The sequence below is a fragment of the Kribbella sp. NPDC049584 genome, from assembly GCF_040675555.1.
GTDB lineage: Bacteria > Actinomycetota > Actinomycetes > Propionibacteriales > Kribbellaceae > Kribbella.
In genome coordinates this window covers 1-16,746 of sequence record NZ_JBFAPF010000006.1, presented here as the reverse complement: position 1 = coordinate 16,746, position 16,746 = coordinate 1, and the positions used below count along the sequence as shown (strand labels likewise).

Genomic DNA, 16,746 nt, shown 5'->3' with positions numbered 1-16,746 from the left:
TGTCGGTGGTCCGGCGTACTGTGCAGGGCATGCTCGACGCCGTCTTCGTTCCGGCCGACCCGCCGCGCGCGGGCCGGCTGGCGCTGTACGGCGACCTGGCCGCGGCCGGCGAGCAGCCTGATGGCACGGTCGACCTCGTGCTGCCGCGTGGCTCGACGGTCCGCCGTACGACGGTGCCTGCTCGGCTCCTGTCCATGCCCGAGCTGCTCGCCCGCCTGACCAGCCCAGACGTCGGCCCCGACATCGACTCGGCCGGCTGGGCCGCTAGTTGGGCTGCGTGGCGGGCGGCCGGGTTGGCGGGACTGGTGCTGATCGGGCGCGGGCGCCTTGTGCCGGATCGCAGCCCGGAGGGGTACGGCGCCTGGCGCGTCGCTCCACTCGATCCGATCGACCGCGCCTGGCTGCGAAACCTCAGCGCCGCGATGCCGGCGTACGGTCATGCTCTGCCGATCGAAGGCACCCGACCGGTCCGGCTGGTCGAACCCGAGCAACTCGTCCGCGCGTTCTGGGACGCGCTCGCCGACAGCATCGTTCGTACGCCGGCGGCAGCTGTGGCCACGCGCCCTGGTGCCGCGCCGTTCGCCGCCGCCGATCCGACCACGCTGATCGGACCGACCGGCTGGCTCGACGAGACGGCCCTTGCCGAAGAGGCCGGCGCTCGCCTGGTCCTCCGGATCGAGCCACCCGAGCTGCCTCAGGAATCGTTCCGCGGCGTTCTGCAGTTGCGCAGCGGGCTCGATCCGAGCTTGCTGGTCGACGTCGCGGACATGTGGAACGCGCCCGCCGCCGTACTCACGGCCCTCGGTGAGCGCGCTGAGACCGACCTCCTCCTCGCCCTCCGCCGCGGGGCACGAGTCTGGCCGCCGCTGGGAGCCGCGCTGCGCGACGCAGCTCCGGAGGAGGTCGGCATCGACGACGATGCGCTGGAAGAGCTCGCCGAAGGAAGCACTGCGTTAGAAGGCGCAGGCATCGAGGTCCTCTGGCCGACTGACTTGTTCGCCGGTGAGCTGGCCGTCCGCGGCTCGGTCGCCACTCCGACTCCTGGTGCGATCACCGGCCCTGACTTCAGCTTGAACGATCTGGTCGCGTTCCGCTGGCGACCAACGCTCGACGGCCAGGACCTGACCGAGGCCGAGGTCGGCGCGCTCGCGGAAGCGAAACGGCCGATGATCCGAATGCGCGGCCGCTGGATCCGCGTCGACCAGGACGTCGTGCGCCGACTCCGCAACGGCTCCACGCGCAAACTGACGGGTGCCGAGGCACTCGGTGCGGCGCTGACGGGGACCATCGATGTCGACGGCGAGCTTGTTCCGTTCGACGCAGATGGTTCGCTGGCTGCGATGCTCGCCCGGCTGCGTACGGCCGAGGAGCCGGCTCCGTTCACCGATCCGGTCGGCCTGCGCGCGACCCTCCGCGACTACCAGCGACGCGGCGTCGCGTGGATGGCCCAGCTCGCCAACCTCGGCCTCGGCGGCTGCCTGGCCGACGACATGGGCCTGGGGAAGACGATCCAGGTGATCGCGCTGCACCTCCAGCTTGAGCGGCGCGGCCCGACGCTGGTCGTCTGCCCGTCGACCCTGCTCGGCACGTGGGAGCGCGAGTTCGAGCGGTTCGCTCCCGACGTGCCGACGCGGCGGTACCACGGCACGGGCCGGACGCTGAGTGATATCGCGCCTGACGAGGTGGTGCTCACGACGTACGGCGTCGTGCGTCAGGACCACCGTGTTCTCGGCGAGGTGGCGTGGGGCCTGGTCGTTGCCGACGAGGCGCAACACGCGAAGAACCCGTTGTCCCGCACGGCTCGCGCGCTGCGAACGTTGCCCTCAGCAACAAGGATCGCGCTGACCGGAACGCCGGTGGAGAACCGTCTGTCCGAGCTGTGGTCGATCCTCGACTGGTCGGCACCCGGGCTGCTCGGGACGCTCGACCGGTTCCGCCACGACGTCGCCGTGCCCGTCGAGCGGTTCCACGACGAAGAGGCGACCGCGCGGCTCGCCCGGGTGACGCGGCCGTTCCTGTTGCGACGGCGCAAGAGCGATCCGGGGATCGCTCCGGAGCTTCCGCAGAAGTCCGAGCGCGATGTCGTCGTACCACTGACCGTCGAGCAGGCCACGCTCTATCAGGCGGTGGCCAAGGAGACGCTTGCCAAGATCGAGGAGGCGGAGGGCATCGCGCGGCGCGGGCTCGTGCTGAGTCTGCTTACGCAGCTGAAGCAGGTGTGCAACCACCCGGCGCAGTTCCTCCACGAGCCCGGTCCATTGGAGCGACGCTCGGGCAAGCTCGCCGCGCTGGACGAGCTGCTCGACGTCATCCTGGCCGAGGGCGAATCCGTGCTGATCTTCAGTCAGTACGTCGAGATGTGCCGGCTGATCGAAGCGCATCTGGCGGCGCGGCAGATCAAGTCGCTGTTCTTGCACGGCGGGATCGGCGTGCGGAAGCGCGAGCAACTGGTCGCGGACTTCCAATCAGGCGCGGCGCAGGTGTTCTTGCTGTCCCTGAAGGCGGGCGGCGTCGGGCTGACACTGACTCAGGCCACGCACGTCGTGCATTACGACCGCTGGTGGAACCCTGCGGTCGAGGATCAGGCGACCGACCGCGCGTACCGGATCGGCCAGGACCGCCCGGTGCAGGTCCATCGCCTCGTCACCGAGAACACGCTGGAAGACCGGATCTCGACCGTCATCAACGCGAAGCGGGACCTCGCCGATGCCGTGGTCGGCTCGGGTGAGGCGTGGCTGAGCGAGCTGTCGGATGCTGAGCTCACCGAGCTGGTCGAGCTGTCGACGACGCCGGCCAAGTCCGGCTCGGCGAGTGCGTACAACCCTTCTGCCGTTGGGAAATCCGATGGCTGACGAGGATCGGGTGCCGTGGCAGGGGTGGCGGCGGAAGGGTGAGGACGCCGGGCTGCCTGCGGCGAAGGGACCGGGGAGCCGCCGGCCGTTCGGGGCGACGTGGTGGGGTCGCGCGTGGTTGGAGGCGCTGGAGCAGCGCGCTCGGCTTGACCCTGGGCGGTTGTCACGTGGACGGTCGTACGCGCGGCGCGGGAGTGTTGTCGATCTAACCGTGAGTCCGGGAGAGGTTGAGGCAGTAGTACAGGGCAGCCGCGTCACGCCGTACCAGGTGACCGTGCGGATCCGCGCGTTCTCGAGCGCGGAGTGGGATTCGGTGCTGGATGTGGTCTCGGCACAGATCGGTCGGGTCGCGGCGCTGCTGGATGGTGAGCTGCCGCCCGAGGTCATCGACGACGTGCGCGATGCCGGGCTCGAGCTCCTGCCCGGAGCCGGCGAAGTCCTCACGCACTGCACCTGCCCTGACTTTGCCGTTCCCTGCAAGCATTCTGCTGCCGTTTGCTATCTGATCGCCGATGCGCTGGACGACGACCCGTTCGCGCTGCTCCTCCTCCGCGGTCGGCGCAAAGACGAACTCCTGGCAAGCCTCCGCACCCGCCGTGGCTCGCCGGCCGCCCCAGTTGTCGCACCCCGCACTCCCCCACCGGCCGGCATCCCTGCGATAGCAGCGTTTGCTCGCCACCTGACGCCCGAGACCCGGTCAACTGTTCCTGTGCCTGCACCACCTAGGCCGCTCGGTGCACCCGGCGTGCCTGCAGCTGTGCGAGTTCTCGACCCACCGCGCTCGTCCGGCGTCGACGTACGAGATCTCGTCGCACTGGCAACCGACGCCGCCCGACGCGCCTGGGAGCTGGCGTCCGGCGACGGAGACGGCGGCCTCAACCTCACCTACGAACAAGACCTGGCCCGCAGAGCAGCCAAGGCCCTCGGCACCCCCGACCTAGCCGACCTGGCCCACCGCGCAGGGATCTCTTCCCGTCGACTGACCACCTGGGCCGTAGCCTGGCGCGAAGCCGGCCCCGGTGGACTGGCGGTCACCCTCGACGATCCGGTCACAGTCATCCCAGTCACCCCAGACGCCCTGACAGAAGCTCTCGAGGCTCTCCCCAACGCCACCGTCGAAGCCAACCGAGTGACCTCAGGCAAACTCCAACTCCGCCTAGGCCAAGACAACCTCTGGTACCGCTTCGATCAACACTTCAGCGACTGGACCCTGTCTGGGCCCCCATCTCCAGATCCCAAGGATCTCCTCTAAGCTCCGACTGACGTACCTGGGGAGGGTGCACCACCATGCGCCGAATCACAGCCGCGGTAGCTGTCCTGCTGCTCGGCCTGGCCGCCTGCGACAGCCACACCACACAGCAGGTCGTGCCGACACCGGCACCAGCGGGGAACCTGTGCGAGCGGCTCGCCCCGCGGCTCACCGGTTGGAAGGCCGCCGACGCAGAGTCGCGCCTCTCCGCGCCGCTCGCGGACAACTGCTCGTTGGTCGACACGACACAGGAGTTCCATCGGGTCTGGGTCGGTCTGTCCGCGATCCCGGTCACCGACGCGCAGTTCGCCCAGACCCGCAAGAGCGACACCGAGTGGGTCACAGGAATGCAGTACGCGGCCAAAGTCATCGAGGGCGAGGTCGGGCCGGGGTCATGGGCCGTCGACCCGGCGGCCGCCGCTCCCTGGCTCGTCTTCCGCGCCGGCAACCGCCCGGTCGAGCTACGCATGGTGAACGACGGCTCAGGCACGTTGGACGAACTCCGATCCATCGCGGAGACGATCGTCGGACTGCCCGGCGGCCTTCCCACAGCGCCGGCGATCATCGCGCAGCCGGAGTGCGCCCGCGGCACTGCGGCAGCTGAGCGACTGCTCGGCGAGAAGGCGGTGCTGCGGCGAGACACCCTGACCGACGGCTACCTGTCGTGCCAGTGGGGCTCGGCGACCCGCTCGGTTGCGGTCAGATCCGGTGGCCTGGGCTCGGATCCGGCGCTCGACTTCGGCTACGTGAAAGGCGGGTTCACGTCGCATCGGGTGAACGTCGGCGCCGAGGGCTGGCAACAAACAGACGGCGAATTGGCGTTCCGCACCGCCAAGGACGCTTACGTCGAATTGGTGGCAACCCCGGGCAGCACGCTGAACCCAGACCTGCTCGTCGCCCTCGCCCAAGCGATCGCACCAGCCTACGAATGAATCAGCGGCTTCTGCGCAGGGTGGTGTGTTCTTCGAGGGCTGGGATCAGCTGCTCGGCGATCTTGGCGTGGCCGACGACGGTCGGGTGGACCTGGTCGGTGCAGTCGTCCTCGGTGATCCAGCCGGTGGAGTCGATGTAGACGAGGTTCGGGTCGTCGAGGGACTTCACCGCGGCCTCGATCGTGTCGGCGTGCTTGCCGTTGAACGGCGTCAGCGCCACGATCGTCGTCTCCGGGTACGCCGCGCGCACCCGCCGTACATAACCGGCGTACTCCTCGAGGTCCAGCGTCGGATCGTTCACGCCGAGGTTGATCACGACCACGTCGGACGGCTCGACGCGCTCGGCCGGTGAGCCGGCGAAGTTCCAGCCGAACGAGTCCACGCCGGCCGGCACCTCGCCGTTCCCTGGCTTGCTGATCCCCTGGCTCCCGAACCCGACCTGGTACGACGTCGCGCCGAACGCCCGAGCAGTCAGATACGCGTACGACGTCGTGCCGTCCGCGCCCTCGGACTCCGGGTGCTCGCTCAGCGACCGCACGCCCTGCGTGATCGAGTCGCCGTAGAACTCGATTCGCGGACCGCCTGGCCGACCGCTCAGCCGGAGTCGCGTGTTCACGTCGAGCACGAGACCGGCGAACACGACCGCGCACTCGAACGGCGGGTTCCACCGGTTCGCGTGCTCGTTGACGTCCTTGACCACGATCTCGACGCGGTGCCGGCCGTCCGGCGCCGAGAGCTCGACGACCGGCCCCTCGACCACCTGCAACTCCGGCTCGCCGTCGTCGACCGTGATCCACAGGTGCGGCGCGACCGTGAGCCCGTCGGTGTCGAAGAGGAGCTGGAGCCGCTCACCGGCGTACGAGAAGGAGATCCGCGAACCGGAGTTCACGGTGATCGCCACGCCGGGCTGGTGTCCCCACTGTCCTTCCAGGACGATGCGCGGATCGGACGGGGCGACGACCTCGCCAGGCTCGAACGGCACAGCACGCTCCTCGGTCTCGGTTGCTGTGCCATTCTGCCTGGCCGTGCAGGCGAAGAGGTCACCATCCCGCCTTCCGGGCCCGCGCCTCGAACAGCAGGATGCCCGCCGACAGCGCGACGTTCAGCGAGTCCGCCTGCCCGAGCATCGGGATCGACACCGCGTCGAACCCCTCGTCATGCCATTCCCGCGACAGCCCCGAGCCCTCCGAACCGACCACGAATGCCGTCGGCCCGTCGTACTGAGGAACGCGATACGTCCCCGTTGCCGCTGGATCCGCGAGGTGGACGCGAAAGCGATGGCTTCGCAGCCACGCCGCGGCGGACGGGATGTCGTCGAACTCCAGGATCGGTGTCGAGAGGACGGTGCCGCGGCTGGCGGAGTACACAGACGGATGCGTCGGCCGGGCCCGCCTGCTGGTCAGGACGAGACAGTCGGCGTTGGCGGCGTCCGCCGTACGAATCAGGGTGCCGAGGTTGCCGGCGTACTCGACGCCGTCCGCGACCAGCACCAGCGACTCGTCGGTGAACTCGAACGTGTGCGGCCGCCATTCCGGGAGCCGTGCGATCGAGATCAGGCCGTCGGAACGGGTCTTGCGGGAGAGGCGGGCGAGCAGTTTCTCCGAGATGCGGTACACCTCGGTGGCACGCTCCGCGATCCGGTGGACCTCGGTCGTGGCGAGTTCCGTCGTGGCGCTCTCAGGACACCAGAAGAACGCGTCGATGGTGGCGGTCGTGGTGAGCAGGCGGTCGTGTTCCCAACTGCCTTCGACCATGATCCGGCCGGGTGAACCGTCCTTCCGCAGGGTCAGCAGGTCACGGACACGGGGATGTTGCGCGCCGATGGAACGCGCGGTGTGCACAGTCATGTGCAAGCTCCGGATGGAGAGAATCAGCAAGCGCGCCGGGGACCCTGCGACAGGGTCCGCACCGGCGGGGCGACGCCCGTGGGGCGCCGTGGTACTGACGCGGCCTGTCGACCGCGTCAGCCAAGGATTCTCATCACATCTCGGATGGTAGGCAGCCCGGCCGCACGCGTCATCCGGTTTTCCACAGCACCGGCCGCGATCGAGTTGTCCACAGCCTCGTGGCGGGTGAGTTTTGGTCTGTCGGTGTGGGTGGTTAGAGTCCTTTTCTCTGGTAGCCCAGTTGTTGTCTCAGGCGCTATCACACGGGAGGGAGTGCGGGATGGACGCGACACTGCTCGACGCCGAGGCCGAGGCGGCCGTGCTGCGCGTCTACCGCCAGGTCTTCGCCGTGCTCGCCCGCGAGGCCGGCGCGATGATCGTCGACCCCGACCTGCTCGACGTCGACCAGGCCATCCTGGACGCGTTCGCCGAGGCCGGCAGCGACGGTCTGACGGTCGAGCAGGCCACGCTCGCCTGCCGGGCGTATCCGCATGACATGATCGTCCGCCGCTTCGAAGTGCTCCGGCAGTACGGCGCGATCACCAAGCTCGTCGACCGGCCGAACGAGCTGCGCCACCGCGCCGCCTTCGCGCCGTACGTGATGCTGATGTTCCTGCGCCGGATGTCCGTCCAGGGCGGTCAGGCCGAGCTGCACCAGTTGCTCACCCTCGAGGCGCACAGTGTCAGCGACCCGCAGGCGACCGCTGATGAGGGCAAGGCGTCCATCGGGCGGATGACCAAGGTCTTCCGACTCCTCGGAAACGAGCTGGCGATCCTGGTCTCGACGAGCACCACGGCCCAGCTCCGCGAGAATGCTCAGCTCGCGTGGGGCAACGAGCGCCTGATCGAGCAGGCCGAGAAGGTCCACCGCATCGTGCTCGAGCGCTGGCCGGAGCTGCATCGCGACTGTACTTCGCTCCGCATGGCCCTCGCGGCGTACGCCGACGCCGTACAGCTCGCGGCCGGCCGCCTGGTCGAGCGAGCGGGTACGACGCGGGCGCTCGGACTGCTGCCGATCGAAACGTGGCTGACGTTCACGCGCAGCAGTGAGCCCGATGCGCTCGCCGCCGTGCTGGATGGCCTGCTCTTTGATGCTGCAGCTCCGGACTTCTCGCCGCAGACGATGGTCGAGGCCGTCGAGACGGGACGACGATCCGGCAGCGCCCGGATGGCACCACCGCGCCCGACCGCTGATGCCGACGCGCCTGAGTCTGCGGCCGCGACGGATCGCGAAGACCTGCGCGCGGAGGCGGAGCGAGTGCTGGCCGGACGGTCCGAGGTCGACATCGTGGAGGTCGTCGACGAAGCCGGCGACTGGATTACCGCGCGACGCGTGCTGGCCGAGCTGACCGCAGCGCACTTACACGACGAGCTCGACTACGAGCTGGTCTGGTCCGACGGCATGCGGATCGACCCGACCGCGGGGACACCCTGGGCGACCGAAGGCATCTTCCGCCGGGTGGCGCGATGAGCGAAGCCGTTGAGCGGCGGCTCTACAACGCCTTGTGGTGGGCGAAGGTGCAGTCCGCCGGGCCGCTCGAAGTCGACCCTGAGACGCCCGCGGTCGCCGGCCTCACCCGTGCAGCGTCACCGGATGGATCGACCGTCTGGCTCGTCCCCACGCTGCCATCGGGCGCAGGTCACAGCGTCCTCGAGGAGCTCGGCGCTCCCCCGGTCGCCGTCGAGCAGCCCAACGAGACTGCCCGCCTGCTCGCGATCTGCGTCACCTGCTGTTGGACGGACCGCAGCGCACCCGCTTGGCCAGGTGTGACCGGCACGCTCGCCCAGATCAGATCCGTGTACGCCGGGATGCGCGGCCGGCCAGAGCAGTCGAGCGACCTGACCCTGATCATCGGCAGCTTGCGCCGCCTGCACGCCACGCACTGGATCCGCTGGGACGAGAAGACCGCCGAGGTACGGCTCGGTCCGCGCGTCGTCACCTGGACCGCGACCGACCTGTCGACCCTCCGCGACCTGTGCCGCCATCTCCCCGAGCCACCGCCCGCTGAGCTGTCCACCCGATCTGAGCCGGAGAGTGACGAGCGCCAGGAGGTGCTGGATGACTGAGCAGCACGCCCTGTTCGACTCGTTGCTCCAGGACCTCAGCGACCGCGCACGGGATGAAGTGCTCGCCGCCTTCAGCGCAGTGCAGTACGCCGCGCATCCGGTCGCCGAAGTACAGCTGGCCGGCCTCCGCGACGTGACCCTGCGCCGGCAAGTACAGCGGATGCTGAAACTCATCGGCCGCACGCTCGTCCACGTCGACGGCACGCATTGGACCGCCGGATACGACGACGACATCGCGGCGAGCCTGGTCGCACAAGGCTGGCAGCCGTTGTCAGTCATCGACCGCGCAGTGCTTGTGCTGGTGCTCGTCCATTCCGTCGCGATCCCCCGCAGCGAAGGCATCCTGACCGGCGACAGCTGGAAGTCGGCGCGGCCCACCACGGTCGACGAGTTGCGGACGACGCGGATCAGCGGCGAGGAGCGACGGCTGTCCCTGCAGCGATTGCGCGCCGCCGGGTTGATCCAGCTCTCCGGCGATCACTCCGGCGGGCCGTCGTACATCCCGGGTCCGCAACTGCAGCGCCTGACACCGGCAGCACGCCGACGATTGCAGGACCAACTGATCCTCGCCGCCGCCCCGGCCAGCCCGATCGCTGAAGCCATCCGTGCCCGCACCGGCAGCCCCGTAGCAATCGCAGCAGTCGCAGCAGTAGGAGATGAGACATGAGCGCCGCAGCAGCCGAGGACGGGCCGTTCGACATCCTTGGGTCCAAGGTGCTGCTCGGGGTTCAGGTCGTCGACCTGTCCCGGCTGTCCACACACCCGATCCCGATGATCGGCCGCGGCCTGATCACGGTCGCCGGCCAGGGGCCGACCGACTCCAACGGCGCGGGCAAGTCGTCATGGATCGCCGCGCTCAGTCTCCTGCACGCCGACGACCAGTGGCGCCTCACCAGCGGCGCTCCGGGCGCAGCCGAGTTGCTGTTCACCGCGGAAGCCGCCGGCCAGGAAGGCAACTGGTCGAACGTCGACCGCGGCTACATCGTCGGCGTCTTCTCCGATCCCGAGCTGACCGATCTCGACGAGGTCGAGGCGGCCGCGATCACCGTCTGGATCCGCATCAACCGCAAGGCGTCGTACATCGATCTGCGCTGGAAACAAGGGCTGCACATCCCGTACGGCGCGACCGAGGCCGAGCGCGCCGCCGGCGCCGACGCACTGTGGGCCGCCCTCCCGCACTCCAACGGCCGCACCGACTTCCACGCCAACAAGCTGTCCCAGGTTCTGTACGGCGGCCAGGTCCGGTGCGTCTCGTTCCTGTCGACGTCGGTGCGCTCGAGCCCGACCGCCAACCTGCTCGCGGAGCCGCTCAACGAGCTCGGCCCAGCCCGGATCTTCAACGCGATCGCGACCCTTACCGGTCTTGACCACGAGCTCGAGCAGGAGCAGGCGCACCGCTCCGCCGAGCACACCCAGCGCGAGGCGACCAAGCAGGCGACGGCCGACCTGCAGCGGTGGGAGCAGGAGATGGCGACCGTCGAGGCCGGCATCCTGCAGCGCGCCGCGGCCCGGGAGGCGCTCGCGGCGGCCAAGGAGTCTTGGCAGGCGCGCAACGCCCGGCACCTGATCGACGGTGACGCCCGCAACCGCGAGATCCTCCAAGAGCTCGGCGTCCTCGACGAACGTGTTGCTGAGCAGGAAGCCCGGAAGGAATCTGTCGACACGGAGATAGATGCCTTCGGCAACGAAGAGGGTTTGCTGCGGGACGTCCAGCTGACCCGTCAGGAGCGGGACAAGCTCGACGCCCGCGACCGCGAACTCGATCTGGCCCAGCGTTCTGTCCGCGAGCAGCTGGAGCGGCTCGGCCAGGAGCATCGGCGGCTGACCGAGGCCGGTCGCTCGGCCGACGGCCGTGACCTGACCGTCGCAGCCGAGGAGCAGGCCGAGGCACGCGAAATACTCGAGGAGCACATCGGCCGCGACCACGCCGCGCGGGTGGCCGTCGAGCACACAGAGGCTGAGCTTCGTGAGGCCGAGAGCGGTCAGACCGTGTCCGCGACCCAGCAGCAGGTGCTGGAGACGGCGGGCATCGAGTGCGGCGCGCTGACCGACATCACCGAGCTGCCGGAGTCCGACCGGGCGGAGTGGGAGCCGCGGCTCGCGCCGTACCGCGAGGCCGTGGTCATCGATGCCGGGGACGCGACCGTCGCGACGACCGCGCTGGCCGACGCCGGGTACCCCGGATTCCTGCTGGTGCTGGCCAATCGTCCGGGCGCACCGACGTTGCGCCGTGGGCCGAAGTCGGCGGACAAGCGGTTCGCACTGGACGGATTCTTCACCGCCCTGGGCGAACGCGCCACCAAGGAGAACATCGACGAGGCAGCCGGTGTCGTCGCTGTCGGCCAGTTCGACGAGCCGATCACCGGCCGGACCGCCCGGATCCAGGCGGCCGGACGTCGCGTGGAGGCAGCCAAAGCGGCCCGCGCTGTCGCATCCGCCGCGCTGGAGCAGGCGCGATCCCGGGTCGAGCAGGCAGAACGCCGGACCGCGGCCGCCCAGGCGCTCGCCGATGCGGACGCGATTCAGGAGCAGATCCTGCAGCTCCGCGAGACCATCGACCGGCACGAATCCGATCGAGATTCGCTCGCGCCACAACTCCAAGCAGCAAAGGAATCCGCGGAGGCCGCGGCCGGCCAGCAGCTGGTACGCGACGAGCGCCTGAAGAACCTCGAATCGACCCGCCGCGAACACGACCGCATCCTCGACGACCTGACCCGCCGACGGCTCGCGCTGCTGGAAGAACAGACCGCGCTCGACCTCACCACGCGGACCACGGCGTGGGGCGGCACGCCCGCCGAGGCGGAGGAGTTCATCCTCGGCCTGCCGGACGACGCGCAACGCCGTACGACGGCCGACTGGAACCACCAGGCGTGCACGCAGCTCGACGACGTCATCAGGAGCTGTTTCCCGAGTGCTCGGTCGCGCGAGGAGATCCCGACCGAGCTCTGGGAGATCCTGAACGGCCCGGAGGGCTGGACGAACGGCACCCTGGGCGACCGCGTCGGCCTGGTGCCGGCGCTGCACCGGACACTGAGCAGCCACCTCGCGCAGCACGAGACGTTCGACAGCTTGCAGCAACAGCAGATCGCCAGCCAGCGCGCCGAGCGGAACGCCGCACTCGAACGCGCCCGGGAAGGCCTCGACGAAGCGGAGAGCACGGCGCGTGCCCACCGCACTTCGCTTGCCGACGGCATCAAAGCGCGACTTCGCCTGGTCTCGCAGGAGTTCGACCGCCTGGACCAGCAGTACGGCGGGTACGGCGCGAAGCTCGAATTCCCCGAGCCCGACCCGCCGACCGAGCCCGACAAGCCGTGGCGCTGGACGGTCACGCCGAAGTGGCGTCGGTCGGAAGGCGGTCCGTTCTCCGCGTTCAACGTGAAGGGCAACACCGCCCAGATGGACGAGAAGGCGGTCAAGCTTGTCTGCGCCGCAGCGCTCGCCGGCGGTTCGGATCGTCCGCTGCTGCTGATCCTCGACGAGCTCGGCCGCAACCTCGGTTCGCAGCACCGCCGTGAGGCAGTCGCGCTGTTCGAGCAGATCGGTCGCGACCGGAACATCACGGTCATCGGCGCGCTGCAGGACGACATGGAGCGGTACGCACTCGCGTCGTCCCGGCTGTACGTCAAGCTTCGGCGGAGCTCGGACACGATGCCGTACAACCAGGCGCCGGTCGTGAAGGGCAACGAGGACAACGCGGCCCGGGTCGAGCTGCTCCGCGAGTGGATGACGTCGTACCGCGGCTCCACGCCGACGCTGGAGCTGGCCTCGCCGACGCTCGCGTAGATGCCTAGGTTGCGAGGCCTAGGTTGCGCTGGAGGGCTGCGAGGTCTTGACCTGGCGGCGGTGGTCCTCATACTCACGAGTTGAGAGCGCTCTCTTCCTACCGCCCCAGGGAGATCCACATGCTGTCACGCCGGGCTTTGCTGACCGCGTCCCTCCGCCTGCGGCTACTACTGGCTGCTGTCGTCGGGATTGCCTTGTCCGCAGGCACGCTGACGGCCGAAGCTCGGGTGCAGGCAGCCCAGGTGTGCTCGGTCTCGTGCGACACGCTCGATCCGTCGAAGGCGCAGGAGGAGTCGTTCCCTGTGCCGGCGAAGGTGATCAACGGGCGTCACGTCGTACTGCATGTCTCTGACAAGGACGCGATGGCGTGGGGCAGCATCGACGGCGGCGCGACCAACGACGCGGTCTGGCTGGACCGCAGCTGGGACGGCGGTGCGACCTGGGACGGTCTACTCGGCAAGGCGTGGATCCCGTCCGGATGGACCGGCACGCGCACGCTGATGTACAACCTGGCCGATCCGGCCGGACACCGGCGCGGCCTGGTCCGCGCGTGCGGCGACGCGGCCGGCGTCGACTGCACCGCCTGGGTACATACTTCGGTCTGTGCGGCGGCCTGCGACGGCAGCGACGGACCATCCGGCGACAATCAGCCGGTCCCGTCGACGACGTTGTCCAACCGCACGATCTCGCTCCACATCGACGACCGCGGCATGGCCTGGGGAACGATCTCCAACGGCACCGCCGGCGACGAGATCTGGCTGGACCGCTCCTGGAACGAGGGAGCGTCCTGGCCCGACGGTTCGTCACTCGGCCGGACCAGCGTCGGCGCCGGCGCAAGCTCGACGAGCACGCAGCTCTATGCGACGACCGACCCACTCTCCAAGCTGTACGGCGGGGCAGTTCGTGCTTGCGGACGAGCCGTCGAAGGCCAGAACGGCAGCTGTACGGCGTGGGCGCGGCCGGCCTCCGATCGTACGGCTGCAGCCGCCGAGGCGTTGATGTACTCGTACCAGCCGAACACGGCGTGGTGGCTCTCGAGCTGGTGGAACTCGGCGGTCGCGGTGACCACGCTGATGGACTACCAGCAGCGCACCCGCCGTACCGATCTGCGCTGGATCGTGAACGAGGTGTTCGAGAAGAACAAGGGTGTCTTCCCGGCCGGGCAGAAGAGCGGTGATGCGCTGGAGGGGAACTTCATCAGCCGCGCGATCGACGACACCGAGTGGTGGGGTATCGCCTGGATCGAGGCGTACGACCTCACCGGCGATCAGCGGTACCTGGACATGGCGGTCACGATCGCGAACTACGTGCAGGGCTACTGGGACACGGGGACGTGTGGCGGCGGGGTGTGGTGGGACCGTGAGCGCACGTACAAGAACGCGGTCACCAACGGCCTCTACATCCGGCTGACCGCAGCGCTGCACAACCGGATCGCCGGAGACAGCGTCTGGTTGCAGCGGGCAACGACGGGCTGGAACTGGTTCCGCGCGAGCGGGATGATCAACTCGGCCGGCTTGGTCAACGACGGCCTGACGGGATCGTGCACCAACAACGGGCAGACCGTCTGGACCTACAACCAGGGACTGGCGATCGGCGGTGCGCTCGAACTCTGGCGAGCGACCGGCGACGGTTCGCTGCTCGCCGAGGCGAGGCAGTTGGGCGATGCGGCGATGTCGTCGTCAGTACTCAGCCCGGGTGGCATCCTCAGCGAATCGTGCGACGCGGCCGGTACCTGCGACGACAACCAGAAGCAGTTCAAGGGCGTGTTCATGCGCTATCTGATGGACCTGGCCGACTCCACCGGCGATGCGTCGTACCGGACGTATGCGCAACGGCAGGCCCACTCGATCTGGCAGAACGACCGCGATTCACTCAACAGACTCGGTCAGCGATGGGCCGGTGGCGGTAGCACTGTGCGTGACTGGCGTACGCAGGCGAGTGCCTTGAGCGGGCTGTTGGCGGCGACCTCGAAGAGCTGAATTCTTTGACAGTTGTCCAGATTTCGCTGGGTGGTTACCAAAATCGGACCCCGGTGCTGACCACTGACCGGTAGGTACAGCAGACTGGTCCGGTGACGCTTCCAGAGACCGATATCACCCGCTCACACCGAGTAGGCGGACCTCTGGTCAAGCGGTTGCATCACGGCGTACCGTCACCTGCATCTGGGGCCGCGGTGTCACCTCCGCAGACCCGGCCGCCTCATGATCGGAGGGCGTGAATGGCTTCCTGGCTGCTCCGCGCCCAATGGTCGCACCGTGACGAATCCGTCGAGCAACGCGCGCTCCGCGTCGGCCGGACACTGACCGCCGTCGCCGTCGCGTTCCCCGACGTCCACAACTGGACCCAGGACGAGCGCTGGGGGTACCACGTCCTCGAGGCTGACGGCTCCACTCCTCTGCAGGAGATGGTCGAGGCCACTACGAAGGTGCTCGCGAACGGCACGAGTACGACGCGCCTGCACCTGCAGAGCACCGGTGAGCTGCCGTGGCTGTTCGACCTGTCCATGGGCGGGACGATGACCACGATCTCCGACCAGCTCACTCTGCACTGGAGCGACGAGGACGCGCTGAGGCAGTCCGAGCGCTTCGCCCAGGTGCTGCGCGCAGTCGTCACGGTCTGGGAGCCCGACTGGGCCAGCATCGCCGACACCGAGCTCGCCGCCGCGGCCGGCGTCTTCCGGCGCGGCATCCCGATGATGGGCTGGCTGACGTACGTCCGCGGCATGGTCGCCGGTGCGCCCGGCATCGACATCACGCTCACGCCGTACGGGCGTGGCACTCTGCTCCAGGCGCCGGTCTCCCCCATCGACCTGACACCGGTCCACATCTGCGCAGCAGCCGCACTCGTCGGGATCGCGCCCGAGTAAGAGCTAGCTGGTCACCACCAAGTGGTGATCCCAGCGCTGAACCTCATCCGCCCTCGGCACCTCGAACGTGGCGCTCCACTCCTCGAGCTCCTCCCGACTGACTCGGAACGTCGCACCCGGCAAGTTCGTATTCCGCCGCTCGAGCCGCTCCCACAGAACGTCGAGCGGCAGATCCAGTACGACGATCTCCGCGCTCGCGCCCAACTGTTGCGCCCGGGTCCGGAACAGGTCGCGCTCTTCCTCGGACCAACAGCCGTAGTCGAGGATCACGTCGACCCCGAGCTCCAGCGCCCGCGCGGCGACGCCCCAGAGGAGCTGGGACTCCAGCACCCAGCGTCGTCCATCAACCTCGCTGGTGTGGAAGAGCGCATCCATCCACTCGTCCGGCGTCAATCGAATCGCCTTGCGCTCCTCCTCGAGCCGTCGAGCCCACGACGTCTTGCCGGCGCCCGGCAAGCCCACGATCAACACCATCACGGCCACGCACCGATCCTAAATGGGTGGGTGTCCGATCCATTCAAGACGCCGGGCATGGTGCCGAGGCATGGTCGGACCATGCCAACCAAGCAATCGAGCGATCTGACCAGCCTGATGAACGTAGGCGCGGCGGTAGCCGGCTATCTGAGCCGTGCAGGGATCACGCAGGTCGACGACCTCGCCGGCCGCGATCCCTTCGACATCTACGAAACAATCTGCGAACGGAACGGCATACGGCACGACCCGTGTCTGCTCGACACGATCATGTCGGCGACCGACCAAGCCAACGGCAAGCCGGCTCGGCCGTGGTGGTCCTACACGCCCCAGCGCAAGCAGCTCCTGGAGATGCGGCGCTAGACGAACGACAACCGGACAGAGAACCGGCCAGGAGGACCTCTACGTGGAACGGCTGGAGGAAGCTAGCTGCAGGTGCAGCTGGCTGGAGTGAAGGTGACTGGAGGAAGCTGGCTGCAGGTGCGGCCGGTCGAGTAGAGCTGGGCTGGGCTGGGCTGGGCTGGGTGCGGGCTGGCCGGTGGGTGCTGGTGGTGGAAATGTTAAGGGCCACCCCCGAGGGGGTGGCCCTTAACAGTGTGAATGTCCGGCGGCGTCCTACTCTCCCACGACCTCCCGGTCG

General features: G+C 68.8%; 13 protein-coding genes. 10 read left to right on the top strand and 3 right to left on the bottom strand.

Annotated features, from left to right (window positions below):
- Positions 1-5: 5 nt before the first annotated feature.
- The 3 genes from AB0J62_RS21390 to AB0J62_RS21380 are packed head-to-tail and all read left to right on the top strand — an operon-like array spanning position 6 to position 5,033.
- Positions 6-2,852, top strand: coding sequence for a DEAD/DEAH box helicase (locus tag AB0J62_RS21390; protein WP_363873568.1), 2,847 nt, complete (start codon positions 6-8; stop codon positions 2,850-2,852).
- Positions 2,845-4,104 (top strand): SWIM zinc finger family protein, encoded by a 1,260-nt coding sequence (locus AB0J62_RS21385; RefSeq protein ID WP_363873565.1) that lies wholly within the window; start codon positions 2,845-2,847, stop codon positions 4,102-4,104. The genes AB0J62_RS21390 and AB0J62_RS21385 overlap by 8 nt, the downstream gene beginning before the upstream one ends.
- Positions 4,105-4,139: 35 nt before the next feature.
- Positions 4,140-5,033, top strand: a complete 894-nt coding sequence (locus AB0J62_RS21380; protein ID WP_363873562.1) for a hypothetical protein — start codon at positions 4,140-4,142, stop codon at positions 5,031-5,033.
- A gap of 1 nt (position 5,034) precedes the next feature.
- On the opposite strand, the gene AB0J62_RS21375 is transcribed toward AB0J62_RS21380, so the two are convergent.
- Positions 5,035-6,015, bottom strand: coding sequence for an SGNH/GDSL hydrolase family protein (locus tag AB0J62_RS21375; protein WP_363873559.1), 981 nt, complete (start codon positions 6,013-6,015; stop codon positions 5,035-5,037).
- Positions 6,016-6,073: 58 nt separating this feature from the next.
- The gene (locus tag AB0J62_RS21370; protein ID WP_363873556.1) at positions 6,074-6,880 is read right to left on the bottom strand and encodes an RNA methyltransferase; all 807 of its coding nucleotides are present in this window, start codon (positions 6,878-6,880) and stop codon (positions 6,074-6,076) included.
- Between the two features lie 319 nt (positions 6,881-7,199).
- Between AB0J62_RS21370 and AB0J62_RS21365 the strand changes: the two genes are divergently transcribed.
- From AB0J62_RS21365 to AB0J62_RS21340, 6 genes are all read left to right on the top strand, one after another.
- A complete protein-coding gene (locus tag AB0J62_RS21365) occupies positions 7,200-8,390 on the top strand; it encodes a hypothetical protein (protein ID WP_363873553.1) in 1,191 nt (396 codons plus the stop codon).
- Positions 8,387-8,986, top strand: a complete 600-nt coding sequence (locus AB0J62_RS21360; protein WP_363873550.1) for a hypothetical protein — start codon at positions 8,387-8,389, stop codon at positions 8,984-8,986. The genes AB0J62_RS21365 and AB0J62_RS21360 overlap by 4 nt, the downstream gene beginning before the upstream one ends.
- Positions 8,979-9,653, top strand: a complete 675-nt coding sequence (locus AB0J62_RS21355) for a hypothetical protein (protein WP_363873547.1) — start codon at positions 8,979-8,981, stop codon at positions 9,651-9,653. Before AB0J62_RS21360 ends, AB0J62_RS21355 begins: the two co-directional genes overlap by 8 nt.
- On the top strand, positions 9,650-12,769 hold the full coding sequence (locus AB0J62_RS21350; RefSeq protein WP_363873544.1) for a chromosome segregation ATPase: 3,120 nt from the start codon (positions 9,650-9,652) through the stop codon (positions 12,767-12,769). Before AB0J62_RS21355 ends, AB0J62_RS21350 begins: the two co-directional genes overlap by 4 nt.
- 119 nt (positions 12,770-12,888) lie before the next feature.
- Positions 12,889-14,748, top strand: a complete 1,860-nt coding sequence (locus tag AB0J62_RS21345) for a glycoside hydrolase family 76 protein (RefSeq protein WP_363873541.1) — start codon at positions 12,889-12,891, stop codon at positions 14,746-14,748.
- Positions 14,749-14,987: 239 nt separating this feature from the next.
- On the top strand, positions 14,988-15,635 hold the full coding sequence (locus AB0J62_RS21340; RefSeq protein WP_363873538.1) for a hypothetical protein: 648 nt from the start codon (positions 14,988-14,990) through the stop codon (positions 15,633-15,635).
- Positions 15,636-15,638: 3 nt separating this feature from the next.
- Here AB0J62_RS21340 and AB0J62_RS21335 read toward each other — a convergent pair whose 3' ends face one another.
- Positions 15,639-16,109, bottom strand: coding sequence for an ATP-binding protein (locus tag AB0J62_RS21335; RefSeq protein WP_363874691.1), 471 nt, complete (start codon positions 16,107-16,109; stop codon positions 15,639-15,641).
- An 81-nt stretch (positions 16,110-16,190) separates the two neighbouring features.
- On the opposite strand from AB0J62_RS21335, the gene AB0J62_RS21330 reads away from it, so the two are divergent.
- Positions 16,191-16,469: a helix-hairpin-helix domain-containing protein gene (locus AB0J62_RS21330; protein WP_363873535.1), complete on the top strand. Its 279-nt coding sequence runs from the start codon at positions 16,191-16,193 to the stop codon at positions 16,467-16,469.
- The last annotated feature ends 277 nt before the right edge of the window (positions 16,470-16,746 follow it).

Bases quoted from the DNA above. Each gene is read 5' to 3' on its own strand.
- AB0J62_RS21340 (WP_363873538.1), top strand. From the start codon at position 14,988: ATGGCTTCCTGGCTGCTCCGCGCCCAATGGTCGCACCGTGACGAATCC.
- AB0J62_RS21360 (WP_363873550.1), top strand. From the start codon at position 8,387: ATGAGCGAAGCCGTTGAGCGGCGGCTCTACAACGCCTTGTGGTGGGCG.
- AB0J62_RS21345 (WP_363873541.1), top strand. From the start codon at position 12,889: ATGCTGTCACGCCGGGCTTTGCTGACCGCGTCCCTCCGCCTGCGGCTA.
- AB0J62_RS21355 (WP_363873547.1), top strand. From the start codon at position 8,979: ATGACTGAGCAGCACGCCCTGTTCGACTCGTTGCTCCAGGACCTCAGC.
- AB0J62_RS21385 (WP_363873565.1), top strand. From the start codon at position 2,845: ATGGCTGACGAGGATCGGGTGCCGTGGCAGGGGTGGCGGCGGAAGGGT.
- AB0J62_RS21365 (WP_363873553.1), top strand. From the start codon at position 7,200: ATGGACGCGACACTGCTCGACGCCGAGGCCGAGGCGGCCGTGCTGCGC.
- AB0J62_RS21380 (WP_363873562.1), top strand. From the start codon at position 4,140: ATGCGCCGAATCACAGCCGCGGTAGCTGTCCTGCTGCTCGGCCTGGCC.
- AB0J62_RS21370 (WP_363873556.1), bottom strand. From the start codon at position 6,880: ATGACTGTGCACACCGCGCGTTCCATCGGCGCGCAACATCCCCGTGTC.
- AB0J62_RS21330 (WP_363873535.1), top strand. From the start codon at position 16,191: ATGCCAACCAAGCAATCGAGCGATCTGACCAGCCTGATGAACGTAGGC.
- AB0J62_RS21335 (WP_363874691.1), bottom strand. From the start codon at position 16,109: ATGGTGTTGATCGTGGGCTTGCCGGGCGCCGGCAAGACGTCGTGGGCT.
- AB0J62_RS21350 (WP_363873544.1), top strand. From the start codon at position 9,650: ATGAGCGCCGCAGCAGCCGAGGACGGGCCGTTCGACATCCTTGGGTCC.